This is a genomic window from Streptomyces sp. NPDC057682, from assembly GCF_042799575.1.
In the GTDB taxonomy this organism is placed as follows: domain Bacteria; phylum Actinomycetota; class Actinomycetes; order Streptomycetales; family Streptomycetaceae; genus Streptomyces.
In genome coordinates this window covers 421,087-434,926 of sequence record NZ_JBHVIN010000001.1, presented here as the reverse complement: position 1 = coordinate 434,926, position 13,840 = coordinate 421,087, and the positions used below count along the sequence as shown (strand labels likewise).

The 13,840-nt window shown below is 72.6% G+C and carries 11 protein-coding genes, 2 tRNA genes and 1 pseudogene; 8 read left to right on the top strand and 6 right to left on the bottom strand.

Annotation, left to right across the window (positions count from 1 at the left end):
- Positions 1 to 286: 286 nt before the first annotated feature.
- The 3 genes from ACFVDM_RS02020 to ACFVDM_RS02010 all read left to right on the top strand — a co-directional run bounded on the left by ACFVDM_RS02020 (position 287) and on the right by ACFVDM_RS02010 (position 2,997).
- Positions 287 to 1,846, top strand: a complete 1,560-nt coding sequence (locus tag ACFVDM_RS02020; RefSeq protein ID WP_383631674.1) for an acyl-CoA carboxylase subunit beta — start codon at positions 287 to 289, stop codon at positions 1,844 to 1,846.
- Position 1,847: 1 nt separating this feature from the next.
- Positions 1,848 to 2,072, top strand: coding sequence for an acyl-CoA carboxylase epsilon subunit (locus ACFVDM_RS02015; RefSeq protein ID WP_383631671.1), 225 nt, complete (start codon positions 1,848 to 1,850; stop codon positions 2,070 to 2,072).
- Positions 2,073 to 2,241: 169 nt separating this feature from the next.
- Positions 2,242 to 2,997: a thioesterase II family protein gene (locus tag ACFVDM_RS02010; protein ID WP_383631668.1), complete on the top strand. Its 756-nt coding sequence runs from the start codon at positions 2,242 to 2,244 to the stop codon at positions 2,995 to 2,997.
- Positions 2,998 to 3,197: 200 nt separating this feature from the next.
- Here ACFVDM_RS02010 and ACFVDM_RS02005 read toward each other — a convergent pair whose 3' ends face one another.
- On the bottom strand, positions 3,198 to 3,614 hold the full coding sequence (locus ACFVDM_RS02005; protein ID WP_383631665.1) for an ATP-binding protein: 417 nt from the start codon (positions 3,612 to 3,614) through the stop codon (positions 3,198 to 3,200).
- Between the two features lie 124 nt (positions 3,615 to 3,738).
- The gene (locus ACFVDM_RS02000; protein WP_383631662.1) at positions 3,739 to 4,953 is read right to left on the bottom strand and encodes a helix-turn-helix domain-containing protein; all 1,215 of its coding nucleotides are present in this window, start codon (positions 4,951 to 4,953) and stop codon (positions 3,739 to 3,741) included.
- Between the two features lie 144 nt (positions 4,954 to 5,097).
- On the opposite strand from ACFVDM_RS02000, the gene ACFVDM_RS01995 reads away from it, so the two are divergent.
- A complete protein-coding gene (locus ACFVDM_RS01995) occupies positions 5,098 to 5,823 on the top strand; it encodes an SDR family oxidoreductase (protein WP_383631659.1) in 726 nt (241 codons plus the stop codon).
- 12 nt (positions 5,824 to 5,835) lie between these two features.
- Here the strand turns inward: ACFVDM_RS01995 and ACFVDM_RS01990 are convergent, their stop codons facing one another.
- Together ACFVDM_RS01990 and ACFVDM_RS01985 are read right to left on the bottom strand one after the other, a co-directional pair.
- Positions 5,836 to 6,237: a VOC family protein gene (locus ACFVDM_RS01990; protein ID WP_383631656.1), complete on the bottom strand. Its 402-nt coding sequence runs from the start codon at positions 6,235 to 6,237 to the stop codon at positions 5,836 to 5,838.
- 80 nt (positions 6,238 to 6,317) lie between these two features.
- Complete coding sequence (locus tag ACFVDM_RS01985) at positions 6,318 to 6,869, bottom strand: hypothetical protein (protein WP_383631653.1); 552 nt, start codon at positions 6,867 to 6,869, stop codon at positions 6,318 to 6,320.
- 120 nt (positions 6,870 to 6,989) lie between these two features.
- Here ACFVDM_RS01985 and ACFVDM_RS01980 point away from each other — a divergent pair, with 120 nt between their 5' ends.
- A complete protein-coding gene (locus ACFVDM_RS01980) occupies positions 6,990 to 7,394 on the top strand; it encodes a hypothetical protein (RefSeq protein ID WP_383631651.1) in 405 nt (134 codons plus the stop codon).
- A gap of 23 nt (positions 7,395 to 7,417) precedes the next feature.
- A pseudogene (locus tag ACFVDM_RS01975) lies at positions 7,418 to 7,729 on the top strand (GNAT family N-acetyltransferase); the annotation flags it as partial.
- A 68-nt stretch (positions 7,730 to 7,797) separates the two neighbouring features.
- Here the strand turns inward: ACFVDM_RS01975 and ACFVDM_RS01970 are convergent.
- Positions 7,798 to 7,870, bottom strand: a tRNA-Arg gene (locus tag ACFVDM_RS01970).
- Between the two features lie 208 nt (positions 7,871 to 8,078).
- Positions 8,079 to 8,169: transfer RNA gene (locus tag ACFVDM_RS01965), tRNA-Ser, on the bottom strand.
- A gap of 219 nt (positions 8,170 to 8,388) precedes the next feature.
- Here ACFVDM_RS01965 and ACFVDM_RS01960 point away from each other — a divergent pair.
- Both ACFVDM_RS01960 and ACFVDM_RS01955 read left to right on the top strand, forming a co-directional pair.
- The gene (locus ACFVDM_RS01960) at positions 8,389 to 8,847 is read left to right on the top strand and encodes an SSI family serine proteinase inhibitor (RefSeq protein ID WP_383631648.1); all 459 of its coding nucleotides are present in this window, start codon (positions 8,389 to 8,391) and stop codon (positions 8,845 to 8,847) included.
- 212 nt (positions 8,848 to 9,059) lie between these two features.
- Positions 9,060 to 13,739, top strand: coding sequence for a PAS domain-containing protein (locus ACFVDM_RS01955; RefSeq protein WP_383631645.1), 4,680 nt, complete (start codon positions 9,060 to 9,062; stop codon positions 13,737 to 13,739).
- Positions 13,740 to 13,840 lie beyond the last annotated feature (101 nt).

Sequence of the window (13,840 nt, the reverse complement as noted above, 5' to 3'; positions counted from 1 at the left end):
TCATTCCAGCCACGGGGTGTCCGCACGCTAGGTCGGCCCCGAAGGGCGGCGACACCCCTATCCCCCCAGGTGTTGACCCTGCTCGCGGCCGGTCCGCACAGACCGGAACCGGCCGGTCACGGCCGCTTCGTACGGCGAGATGCCTGCTGGGCCCGGGTGGCGGGGGATCCGGGTGCGGTCAGGGGGGTGGTCGGTGTTCTCCGCGCGCGCCCCCGGCCCCTTCAATGGCACGCACTGCCCAGGGCGCCGCCAACGGCGGGCCCGATGGCCGAGAGACGGGTGGAGCATGACCGTTGCCGATGTCAGTGTCCGAGTGGCCGAACGAGGAGCGATCAAGGAGGCCGTGGAGCTGGGCCCTTCGCCGAGCGCCACCGAGGCGCAGCGCGCGCGGGGCAAGCTGACCGTACGCGAGCGGCTGGAGCTGCTGTTCGACCCCGGGACCTTCCGGGAGATCGAACAACTGCGCCGCCACCGCGCCTCCGGGTTCGGCCTGGAGGACCGCCGACCGCACACCGACGGCGTCGTGACCGGCTGGGGCCAGGTCGAGGGCCGGAAGGTGTTCGTGTACGCGCACGACTTCCGGATCTTCGGCGGCTCGCTGGGCGAGGCCCACGCGCAGAAGATCCACAAGGTGATGGACCTCGCCCTGGCGGCGGGCGCCCCCCTGGTGTCGCTCAGCGACGGCGCGGGCGCCCGCATCCAGGAGGGCGTCACCGCGCTCGCCGGCTACGGCGGCATCTTCCGCCGCAACGTGGCGGCCTCCGGAGTGATCCCGCAGATCAGCGTGATGCTCGGCCCGTGCGCGGGCGGCGCCACGTACTCGCCCGCGCTCACCGACTACGTCTTCATGGTCCGCGACATCGCGCAGATGTACATCACCGGACCGGACGTCGTACAGGCCGTCACCGGCGAGAAGATCAGCCACAACGACCTGGGCGGGGCCCAGGTGCACTCGACGGTCTCGGGTGCGAGCGCCTTCCTCTACGACACCGAGGAGGAGTGCCTGGAGGAAGTGCGCCACCTCCTCACGCTGCTCCCCTCCAACAACCGCGAACTGCCCCCGGTCCAGCCGTGCGACGACCCGGTCGACCGCCCCGGCGACGCCCTGTGCCGACTGGTCCCGGCCGATCCGAACCTCGCGTACGACATGCGGGCGGTCATCGAGGAGATCGTCGACGACGGCGACCTCTTCGAGGTCCACGCCCACTGGGCGACCAACATCATCTGCGGTCTGGCCCGCCTGGACGGCCATGTCGTCGGCATCGTCGCCAACCAGCCGGCCTCCCTCGCCGGCGTCCTCGACATCCACGCCTCCGAGAAGGCCGCCCGCTTCGTCCAGACCTGCGACGCGTTCAGCATCCCCCTGGTCACGCTGGTCGACGTCCCCGGTTTCCTCCCCGGCAGCGACCAGGAGCACAACGGCGTCATCCGCCACGGCGCGAAACTCCTGTACGCGTACTGCAACGCCACCGTCCCCCGCGTCCAGGTCATCCTCCGCAAGGCCTACGGCGGCGCCTACATCGTCATGGACTCCCGCTCCATCGGCGCCGACCTCTCCTTCGCCTGGCCCACCAACGAGATCGCCGTCATGGGCGCGGAGGGCGCCGCCAACGTCGTCTTCCGCCGCGAGATCGCCGCCGCCGACGACCCGGAGGCGGCCCGCGCCCAGCGCGTGAAGCAGTACCGCCAGGAGCTGATGCACCCCTACTACGCCGCCGAACGCGGCCTGGTGGACGACGTCATCGACCCGGCGGCCACCCGACAGGTCCTGGCCGACGCCCTCGACGTCCTGCGCGCCAAACACGTCCCCCTGCCCGAACGCAAGCACGGCAACCCGCCGTTCTGACATGACCACCGACCCGTACGTGCGCGCGGAGACCGGCTCCGCCCCCCACCTCCGCATCGAGCGCGGCACCCCGGACGCCGACGAACTGGCCGCCGTCCTCCTCGTCCTCCTGACCGCGACCCGCACCCGGGAGCCCACCGGAGGAACACCCACCCCCCACCCCCGCTCCCCCTGGGGCCCACCCCGCGGCTGGCGCCCCCCGGGCGCCTGGGCCACCACACCGTGAACGCCGCACACCCGACGCACACCGCGAGCGCCCGGGCCACCGTGAACGCCGCACACCCAACCCACACCGCGAGCACCCGGACCGCACCATGACCCGGCCCGGTACCCGGTACCCGGCACTCCGCACCCCGTACCCCGCACCCCGGACTCCGTGAGGACACACCCCGCCCATGACCACGACCACAACACCCACCACCACCCCCTGGCTGCGCCGCTTCCACCCCACCGACCGGGCCCCGGTACGCCTGTTCTGCCTCCCGCACGCGGGCGGCGCCGCCAGCTACTACTTCCCCGTCTCACGCGCCCTGTCGCCCGCCGCCGACGTGGTGGCCGTCCAGTACCCCGGCCGCCAGGACCGCCGCCACGAGACCTGCGTGGACGACGTACGCCAACTCGCCGACCTCGTCACGGCCGAGATGCTTCCCTGGTGCGACCGCCCGGTGGCCCTCTTCGGCCACAGCCTCGGCGCCACCCTCGGCTTCGAGGTGGCGTCGCGACTGGAGGCCGCCGGCACGGTCCCCGTCACCCTCTTCGCCTCCGGCCGCCGCGCACCGTCCCGCCCGCGCGAGAACGAACGCGTCCACCAGGCCCCCGACGCCCAGCTCCTCCAGACCATCCGCCGCATGAGCGGCACCGACCCGGCGGTCCTGGCCGACGAGGAACTCCTGCGCTCCATCCTCCCGGCGATCCGCGCCGACTACCGCGCCGCCGAAACGTACCGCTACCGCCCCGGCCCGCCCCTGACCTGCCCGATCGACGTACTGAACGGCACCGAGGACCCCGAGGTCACCCAGGCCGAGGCGGCGGCCTGGACGACCCACACCACGGCCGCCACGACCTTCCACTCCTACGAGGGCGGCCACTTCTACCTGAACGACCACGCCCCGGCGGTCATCGCCCACATCCGCGCGCGCCTGACACAGTAGGCCGCGAAGGGCGAGGACCCGTCCGGTCCTCGCCCTTCCCCACGGACACCGGGCCTACTCCTCGTCCGCCGCCCCACCCGCGATTTCAAGATCGGATTCGGAGTTCACACTCACCCGCAACCACCCGTCTGCACCAAACATGTCGATCAACTGGGAGAGATGGGCACGGGCCACGCTACGACCAGGACTCTCTTCAGTGCTCACGCGCGCCCGTCCAGGACGGCCCACACGACTTTGCCCCAACGGAACGTATCCGTGCCCCAGTCGGACGCCACGGCTGCGACGAGTAAGAGGCCCCGCCCGCCCTCGTCGCCGTCCCCCGCCCGACATTCCACGGGAAGTTCCCGGGAGAAGTCGGTGACGGCAACACGCACCGTCCGCTCGCCGATGCGCTCCACCACAACCCGGATGGACTCCCGTCGGGCGTGCAGCACAGCGTTGGCGACCAGTTCGCCAACGATCAGGGCACAGTCGTCGGCCAGCTCACCCTGACCCCAGCAGCACAGGGCGGTATCGGTGAGACGTCTGGCGGCCTCAGCGCTCTCCGGCCGGCGCGGCAGTGTCTGGCTGTACCCCGGCGGTCCGGTCGGACGGGCGCGCGTCGCAGCTTGCGGCATGTCGGTCTGCTCTCTCGGATCGGCCGAGCCCCGGGGCGGTCGCACGGCCGCCGGGGCACTGTCCGCTCATGAAAGCGACATGTCGGAAGCGGCGACAGGGACGCCACGTCCCACTTTGACCACGCTATGCGTCCACTCCCAGAAACTCCGCCAACGGCCGCAGTCCGGGCGGGTGGTTGGGCAGCGTCCAGAGGTCCCGGACAATGGCCACGGCCAACGTATGGTGTCGCATCCACGCAGGAGCCACCCGTCGCAGGGACTCCAGGGTCTTCACGGCACCGACCGCGTCCCCGGTGTCCGTATGCGCACGCGCCACATCCAGAAGCAGCCACGTACGCCAGGACGGCGGAGTGTCCTTGCTCAACCGCATTCCCTTGGCCAGTACCAAGGCATCCTGCGGGTGCCCGTACTGGACAGCCAGCCGGACCCGCTCAATCCGGACGGAGGACGGGCTGAAGACACTGACCATCCGGGTGTCACCGCCGTCGGGCAGACCGGCGACGCGCGCGGCCTCCTTCTCCGCAGTCTCCATCATCGCCGCCGCACGCTCGTAGTCGCCACTGCGTGCGGCGGAGGTGGCGGCGCTCATGGTCAGCGCCCCCCACACCTTCAACCCGTCGGCGGTGTCGAGCCGGCCCGCGCTCATCAGGCCATCCGCGTGGCGAAGCGCGATGTCCAACGCATCCTCCAGTCGGCCCTGCCGTTGATACGTCCAGGCCGTCGAGTTGACGATCATCGGCACGAGCAGGGGATCGCCGGACTGTCCCGCGGCATCCATCGCCCTCTCCAGGCTGATCAGCGCCAGGTCGGTCTTCCCCATCCGCACGGCAACGTGCCCTGCGAGCTGAAGCGCCTTGCCCAAGGCACCGAACCCGGCCCGCCGCACCTCCCCGTCAGAGGAAGCACTGGCCGCACGCGCATCCACGATGAGATCCGGCAGCGCCTTCATCACCGTGTCGAAATCAGCGGAGTGGTACCGCGTCCATCCCTCCGCGATCTGCTCACGCAGTTGATCCAACGAGAAGTCGGCTCCGGCCGGCTCCGGTCCGGGCCCCCGGAGCGCCGGCATGATGGCGCGCCGCACAGCCACAAAGCGCGGCCCGTCGTTCTCCCCCGAAGACGCGACGGCGGGCGGATCCCCCAACAACGTCGTGAGCTCAACGCCCAGCCCGTTTGCCAGCGCATGCAGCGTAGGAAGCCGCGCCGACTGTTTCCGCCCCTGCTCAAGCTGCCGGACCACATCAACCGACACACCGGCTCGCTCGGCCAGTTCCTCCTGCGTCAAAGAGGCCAGCCGCCGCAACCGCCGCAGAGTCCGCCCCAGCTCATCACTCGCCACACACCCAAGGTACGCGCGCGGCCCCGCGCCGACGGGAATCCGAGCACGGTCCCCCGAACGCCCCATCGACAAGTCCCCTCCCCCGACTGTCAACTGAGCCCTGTCGGACGGGTTCTCACTCATGGAGGAACAGTGTTGCAAGGGATGACTGCCGTCGTCACCGGAGGATCGCGCGGCATCGGCCGGGCCATCGTCGAACGCCTCTGCCGCGACGGCGTCAACGTCGTCTTCAACTACGCAACGAACGAGGAGGCGGCGGCCGACGTCGTCCGTACGGTCCGGGAGAACGGCGGAACGGCCCGGGCCCTCCGCCTGGACCTGTCCGAACCGGACGGCGCGGAAGAGCTGATGCGGACCGCCGACGAGCACCTGGGCGGCCTGGACATCCTCGTCAACAACGCGGCGATGCCGTTCACCCCGACCCCTCTCGCGGAGACCGACGTGGAGGTCTTCGACCGCGTCATGGCGGGCAACACCAGAGCGGCCTTCCTCACCCTGCGCCACGCGGCCCGCCACATGCGCGACGGCGGCCGGATCGTGAACATCTCCACGCTGAACACCGTCCGCGCCGCCCCCGGCATCACCCCCTACGCCGCGAGCAAGGGCGCCCTCGAACAGCTCACCGCCGTCGCCGCCCGCGAGCTGGGCCCCCGCGGCATCACCGTCAACACGGTCTCCCCCGGCGCCACGGACACCGACCTCCTGCGCGGCACCAACCCCCCGGAAGCCCTCCAGGCCGTGGTCGGCATGACCCCCCTGGGCCGACTCGGAGAGCCCTCGGACGTGGCCGCCGCCGTCGCGTTCCTCGTCGGCCCGGACGGCCGCTGGATCACCGGCCAGAACCTGCGGGCGACGGGCGGACTGACCTGAGCACGCCCGTCCTCACCGGGCGATCTCCCACACATGGCCCGACGGATCCACGAAGCTCGCCGTCCGTATCCCCCAGGGCCGGTCCATCGGACCGTTCAACAACGTCACCCCCCGCGCGGCCAGCACCTCGCACATCGCGTCCACATCCTCCACGGGCAACGTCAACTGCAACCGCGACCCGGCCTCCGGCCCGGCCACCCGCGCCGGCCCGATCAGGTCGTGTGCCGCGTCGGACCGCAGCAGGTTGATGATCGTGTTCCCGAAGTCGAACACGGCCGAATTCTCGTTCTCGTAGGTCACCGGCATGCCGAACACCTCGCGGTAGAACCGCTTCGTCGCGTCCAGATCCTCCGCGAACAGGGTGATGGCACTGATCTTCCCGGGCCACGCGTTCTCGCTCGTCGTCTCAGTCACGCCCATGAACGATCTACGAGCGAACGCGCCCTGTACAGAGGCAGCACGGCCTCATGTGCCAGGAACACCCCTCAGGAAGGTCAGCGCCCACCCCGCCGCCCCAGCAGGCGGGACTGCTCGGCCTTCAGGTGGGTGAACCCCTGACGCGCATACCCGGCGATCTCCTCACTGGGAAAGGGAACCACCGATAGGTGCTGACCGAAGTCGCCCCGTTCCCAGCGAGCAACCGTGATCTCGTACCCCGACACATGAGCACACAGGTCCAGCAGAAGGGGCGGCATCACCGTCTCCCGCAACAGGTCCGCATGCCCGATGACGAGATCACGCATGGCACGAATATTGGGCAGAAAGACCGCGGTCACCCACAGCCGCCACTCGGCCAACTCCTCCTCGGTGGGCGGTATCTCATGATCGAACGGCGATCTGCCGCCAGGACGGGCATGGCGCTCCTTGAACGCCCGGAAGCTGCGGCTGTTCACCTCGGTGAGCGCGAACAGCGGGCCGTAGAAGTCGCTGAGCTGACGATTCACCCGCGCAAGCCGCTCCTGCCGCTGCGACAGGCGAAGACTGTTCAGGTAGGTGGCGATGTAGCCCGCCAGGGCAAGCCCGATGGTGGCAACCAGAGCGATCATGCAGCGCGATGCTAACCAGGAGGCGGCGCCGTGTCAGCGAGACAACTGATCACTCGGGCTGCTCCGATCTTGTGTGCATCTCACCGTCCCGATACAACCGTGCGGAGGGGGCGATTTCTGATGCTGGGCTTGCTGGGGGATCTGTTGGGCGGGCTGATCGGCGGGCTGCTGGGAAGACGGGGAGCGGATCGCATCGTCAAGAGACGGGCCGAGCTGCTGGCCCAGGACGGGCAGGTCGACTGTGGCCTCCGCGTCCTCCAAGGCCGTCATCCACGGGTGTCCGGGATGTGGATGCACAGCACCGCCCGGCTGTCACCGGGACTCATCACCATGGGGCGAATCGTCGTCCGCATCACGGAGCTCGACCCAACGGCGCCAAGGCGGCCCAAGGGCAGGGAAATCTGGTCGGTGAGTCCTCAGACAGCAATCGTGCGCGTAGTCGCTTCTACCGGAGCGGTACTTGAATGGGCCGTGCCGGCCGACCAGTTGCCGTGGGCCCTGGACCAGGTGCACGCGGCGACCTGAGCGCAGACGAGGCGGCACCGTCGCTCCGAGCCGGCCAATGCGGCCCGGTCCTCGCCGCCGCCGTCAAGGACCGCATCGTGGGCGCGATCGGCCCGATGGAAGTACGCGCCGACGCGTTCGGCTGCCCCCAGCTCATGCCCCAGTACTTCGCCGTCCTGCCCGAAGCCCGAGGCCGGGGCCTTGGACGTGTCCTGTGGCAAGCCGCAATGCACTGGGGCCAGTCCCACGGCGCCGCCCACCAACTCCTCCAGACCGAGTTCGGTGGCCCCTCCGACCGTCTGTGCCAGGCCGAAGGTCTGACCACTCTCGGCTTCACCCACACCACGTCGGTGTAGCCGCCGCACACGGAACCAACCCCTACAACGCAAGAGGCCCGGACTCTCGTCCGGGCCTCTCATCTATGTGCACTCGGCAGGATTCGAACCTGCAACCTTCTGATCCGTAGTCAGATGCTCTATCCGTTAAGCTACGAGTGCTTGTGCTTCTTGGGCTTTTCTGCCCCGTCGGCGTTGCGAGAACAACATTACATGACCTGCGCCGGGACGCGAAATCCATTACCCACACCCTGCCTGAGCTGGGCAAACACACGGGCACACCCACCCGGGCGCACCCACCCGGCGCACCGGGGCGGCCAGGGAATGACCGAAGCCCCGGCCGGGCGGGCTCGGGGCTTCGGTGGTGGGGCGGAGGCGGAGGGATTTGAACCCTCGATGGGCTTTAAGACCCAAACCGCATTAGCAGTGCGGCGCCATAGACCGGACTAGGCGACGCCTCCAGCACACCCACGCGAGCGCGGGTGGTGCGTGCAGATGATGACACAGCTGAGTGTTGCGTCACCAATCGACGCCTACGGTACTAGGCAGTCGGCCGCGAGGGCAAAGCGCCCGGGGTGCGCAACGCCGGGGCGGGCGGAGCGTTAGGAGGAGGGGGCGTCCGCCCTCGCTGTTCCGTGCCGCCGGGGAGCCGGTGGCACGCCCGATCACAGGAGCCCGCAATGATGCGTCGTCTCGCTCTCACCGCCGTCGTGTCGCTGGCCGCGCTGTCGGCCGCCGCGCCCGGGGCGGTGGCGGTGGCAGGGCCACTGCCGCTGCCACTGGGGCTGCCCGTTCTGCAGGGGGACGACGGGGGCACGCGGTTGACGGTCGTCGTGTCGGGGTCGGGGGACCCGGCGGCCGACGGCAGGTACGAGCTGGAGTGCGAGCCGGCCGGGGGCAGCCATCCGGCGGCGCGGCAGGCGTGCGAGCGGCTGGGGCAGCTGGCGGAGGAGGGCGGGGACCCGTTCGCGCCGGTGCCGAGGGGGGCGATGTGCACCCAGCAGTACGGCGGATCCGCCACCGCGCGGGTCACCGGTACGTGGCAGGGGCGAAGCGTCGACTCCGCGTTCGACCGGACGAACGGGTGCGAGATGGGGCGCTGGAACAACCTGCGGCCCCTGCTGCCGAACGTGCGCTGACCTGCGGCGGAGCCCGTTCCGGGGCAGCCGGTAGGGGACGGCGGGGGCCGCGCCGTACACCGTGCGCACAGAACCTTGGTGAGAGCTCCCCCTCATCCGCCGCCTCTTGCGCCTCCCCTGCCTTTAGACTCCTCCAGTGACAGTGTGCGGCCCGAGGGGCAAGATGGGGCCCGCTGTCCGCAAGGTGCAGTAATCAGGGAGGAAGCGTCGTCGTGAGCAGCAGGCCATCCCGAGGCGCTGCTCGCCTCGCAGCCATACTCGATGCTCTTCCGGACGGGCTCCTGCTCGTCAACTGCAACGGAACGGTCGTCAACGCCAACACCATCGCCCTGGAGATGTTCGAGACTCCGGGCACCGCCCTCGTCGGGCGCGGCCTGCTCGATCTGCTGCCGGAGTTCGACTCCAAGCTGATCCCCGGCTCGATGCGGCGGCCCGACGCGGCGGACGAGCGGGGGCGCACGAAGCCCACGCGGATGACGGCGCGGCGGACCGACGGCAACGAGTACCCGGTCGAGGTGACGAGCGCCAGCCTGGAGGACGGGCAGGCGGCGTACAACGACGTCCAGGGCGCCCAGGGCCCGTACGGGGGCGGTGGCAGCTACACCGGCGACGAGCTGCTGATGCTCGTCGTACGCGACCTCTCCGGCACCGTCGACACCGAGGCCGAGCTGGCCCGCTCGCAGCGGCAGACCGAAATGATCCTGCGGGCCGCGGCCGAGGGCGTCGTCGGTACGGACACGGACGGCCGGGTCGTCCTGGTCAACCCGGCCGCCGCGCAGATCCTCGGCTTCCGCGCCAGCGACCTCGGCGGCCAGGAGCTGCACCCGCTGATCCTGCACTCGCGGGCGGAGGGCGAGCCGTTCCCGTACGAGGAGTCGCCGCTCGCCGACACGCTCCGGTCCGGGCGCAAGCACCGGGTGCGCGGGCAGGTCCTGTGGTCCAAGAGCGGCACGCAGGTGCCCGTCGACCTCACCACCGCGCCGGTGCGCGACGGCGACCAGCTCGTCGGCGCCGTCATGACGTTCACCGACCGGCGGCCCTACGAAGAACTTGACGCGCGTCACACGGCCGAGGTCGCCGAGCTGACCGCCGGCCACACCGCGGAGATCGCCGAGCTCACGGAGGCGCACACCGCCGAGGTGGCCGCCCTGACCGAGGCGCACACCACCGAACTCGCCGACCGCACCGAACGCCACTCCGCCGAGCGCGAGGAGCTGACCAAGCGGCTGACGGAGCTGTCCGCCCGCCACACCCAGCTCACCGCCGTGCTCGGCGAATCGCTGCGCGGCCCGCTGGAGGAGCTGCGCGGCGAGCTGTCCACGCTCGCCGCCGACCCGGCCGGCCAGCTGTGGCCCGAGGCCAACCAGATCCTGCACCACCTCGCCGCCGGCTACGCCCGGATGACGACCCTCATCGACAACGTCCTCGGCTACCAGCGGCTGGACAGCGGCGCCGAGACCCTCGTCAAGACGAACGTGCTGCTCGACGGCATCGTGACCGCCGGTATCGACGCCGCCGTCGAGCTGATCGGGCCCGGCCGGGCCCAGTTCGCCGTGCACGCGCCGCCGATCGAGGCCGAGGTCGACCCGGCCCGGCTGGTGACCGCGCTCGCGCACCTGGTCGCGGATGTCGCCGGCGTCGACTCGACCGGCAAGACCCGGCTCGTCCCGGGCGGCGGATACGTGGACATGACCGTCGTCGTCGCTGCCGCGCAGCGCGGTGACGTCGTCCGCATCGAGGTGCGCGGCCCGTTCCCGGGCGGCGACCCCGTGCACGTCCCGATCGTGAGCGGGATCGTGCGGGCGCACGGCGGTGTGCTCCAGACGCACGAGATGCCGGGGATGAGCGGCAGCGCGTACGTCCTCGAAGTGCCGCTCGGCGCGGGTACGGGCGCCGTCCCGCCGCCCGCTCCCGCCGATCAGCCCGTGGTTCCGCAGGCTCCCGAGTCCGAGGCGCACTCCGGCGTGCCCGGGGACGCCCCGGCGCCCGAGCCGGGGCGGGGGCGCCGCCGCGCGCGCCGGTCCTCGACGGACGCCTTCCTGGAGAGCCCGCTGGGCGGTTCCGACGGTACGGGCGAGCCGGGGGCGGCCGAACCCACCGGGCGCCGGCGCGCGCGCCGTGCGGCAGCCGCCGGGGACGAGAACGGGGGCGTACCGGCGACCGACACCGGTGCGGCGGCCACCGTCGGTCCCGAGGGCGGTGTTCCCTCCGACACGGGACCGCAGAACCTTCCGGCGCCGCACGGGCTCGTTCCGGCCCAGCAGGGCCAGGGCTCCGGGCGCCGACGCGGCCGGCCCAGCCCGGCGGAGACCGGTGAACAGAACGTGGACGGGGACCGGGGCCAGGCCCTCGCCCTGCCCGCCGCCCTGCCCTCGTCGGCCCCCTCCGCCGCCCCCGCCTCCTCGTCCGAGGACACCGGGGCCGGACCGGTCCCCCAGGCCGCCGGCACCGGACGCCCGCAGCTCGGCCCCGCGGCCCCGCCGCACGGCGTGCCGGCGCAGAACGTGCCTCCGCAGGGACTGCCCGGCCAGAACGTGCCTCCGCAGGGGCTGCCCGGTGACCACATGCCCGCGCACGGCGTCCCCGGCCGGCCCACGCCCCCGCAGCCCATGCCGGGCCGGAACACCCCGGCCCAGCACGCTCCCGCCCAGCTCTCCCCGTCCCAGAGCGGCGCCTCCCAGAGCGCCCCCTCCCAGGACTCCTCCGACCACGGCGTGCCCGACCTCGGTCAGGGCGTCCCGGCCCACGCGGTGCCCGAGCTGGGGCCGGTGGTGCCTCAGCAGGGCGCACCCGCCGAGGCTCCGGTTCCGGTGTCCGCCGGCATGCACCGAAACGCCGAGAGCCGGCTCGCGCTGCCCGCCGCCTCGCACACGTCCGCAGGACCGCAGGCCACGGGACCTCAGCCCGTCGGGCCGCAGGCCACGGGACCACAGCTCGTGGGACCGCAGGGCCTTGCCGGCCCCCAGGGGCCCACCGGAGCGCCCGGCCGGCCGCCGCACGCGCCGGCGCCCTCCCAGGCGCCCCGGCAGGACGGGGCCGCCCCGGCTCACGCCCCGGCGCCCATGGACGCCGCCGCTCAGGGGAACGCGGCGCACGCGCCCCACACACCGGCGTCCCCGTCCGGCTCCGCCCCGCAGCCGACCGGCCGGCGTGCCCGGCGGGCGCTCGCGGCGGCCCAGGACAGGGCCGCGCAGGCGGAGGCGGGGCCCCGGGTTCCGTTCGCGCTGCCGCCGGCCGACGCGGACCGGACGCCGGACGCCCCCGAGGCGGCCGACTCGCCGCCCGGCCGCCACGACGCGGTGACCGGTGCGCCGGACCTGGACCACACCCCGCCGCAGGCCCATCCGCTCCCGACCGGGCGCCGCCGTGCGCGGCCGGCCGCCGCGCCCCACCAGGACGCCCCGTTCGCGCTGCCCGTGCCGGGCCGGCCGGACGGCTCCTTCGACGCGTCCTCCGACGATGCGTTCGACGAGGCCGCGCAGCCGCTCCCGGCCACCGGGTCCGGCGGCTGGGACACGGACGAGCCCGGGGACGGGCCGGTTCCGCCCGTGGCCGGACCGACCACGCACACCACCGGCACGACGCCCACGGGCATCCCCGCCGAGACCGCGGAAACCACGGAGACCGCCGGAACGGCCGGGACCGCCGGGACCACCGGTCCCGACGCCCCCCGGGTCCGTCGGCTCGCCCCCGGGCCGGACGCGCGGCGGCAGCCGCTGCCCGCCGAGGCCCCGATGCCCGGGTCGGACTCGACGCAGGGACGGGCGTTCAGCGTGCGCACCCTGGGCCAGGGCGTCCCGTTCGCCCAGCACCTCGCGCACCAGCAGAACCAGACGCTCGGCGGCGGCAGCGCCGGGGGCGCCGGCCGACGCCGCAAGCTCGCCGCGCCGCCCGAGGACGACCGGGTCGCGCTGCCCCCGGCAGCCGCTCCCGCCCCGCCGTCCCCGCCTGCACCGTCCGCCCCGCAGCCGGCCGGCCCCACCGCCGGTGGCACGGTCCACGGGCCCGGTTCGGGCCAGCTGCTCGCCGCGTCCTCGCCCGAGGGGCGCGCGTACGCGATCGGCGCGCCCGACGAGGACGCCGCCGAGGGCCCCGAGCCGCTGGACGGTCCCGGTGGCGCCGTCGAGGTCGCCAACCGGCCGCTGCCGCAGCCCGTGGACGACGAGCTGCCCCCGGAGCCGCTGGACAACCCGCGCCGGCTGCTCGTCTGGCCCGCGCCGGACGTCTCCACCCAGCAGGCGCTGAGCGACCGCGGCTACCGTCCGGTGATCGTCCACTCCCGCGAGGAGGTGGACGCGCAGATCGCGGCGTTCCCCGCCGCGCTCTTCGTCGACCCGCTGACCGGCCCCATCACCCGCAAGGCGCTCCAGTCGCTGCGCCAGGCCGCGGTGGCCGCCGAGGTGCCCGTCCTGGTGACGGCCGGACTCGGACAGGCCTCGCGGGACGCCGCGTACGGCGCCGACCCCGCCGTCCTGCTCAAGGCCCTCGCCCCGCGCGACAGCGAGCAGCACCCGCCCCGGGTACTGCTGATCGAGGAGCACGAGGACATCGCGTTCGCCCTGACGCAGACCCTGGAACGCCGGGGCATGCAGGTCGCCTGCGCGGCCACGGACAGCGAGGCGGTCTCGCTCGCCACCCGGATGCGGCCGAACCTGGTGGTGATGGACCTGATGCAGGTGCGCCGCCGCCGGGCCGGAATCGTCGACTGGCTGCGCGCCAACGGCCGGCTCAACCGCACCCCGCTGGTCGTCTACACCTCGGCCGACATGAACCACGCCGAACTGGCCGGGCTCGGCTCCGGCGAGTCCGTCCTCTTCCTCGCGGAGCGCTCCACGAGCGACGAGGTGCAGTCCCGCATCGTCGACCTGCTCGCGAAGATCGGTACGAACTGACGGCCGCGAGCGGCCGGGGGCCGGCCGAAAGCCCGCACGCACGAGGGCGGTACGGGAACTCCCGTACCGCCCTCTTCGTCCGCATACGGACGGAACCGTCG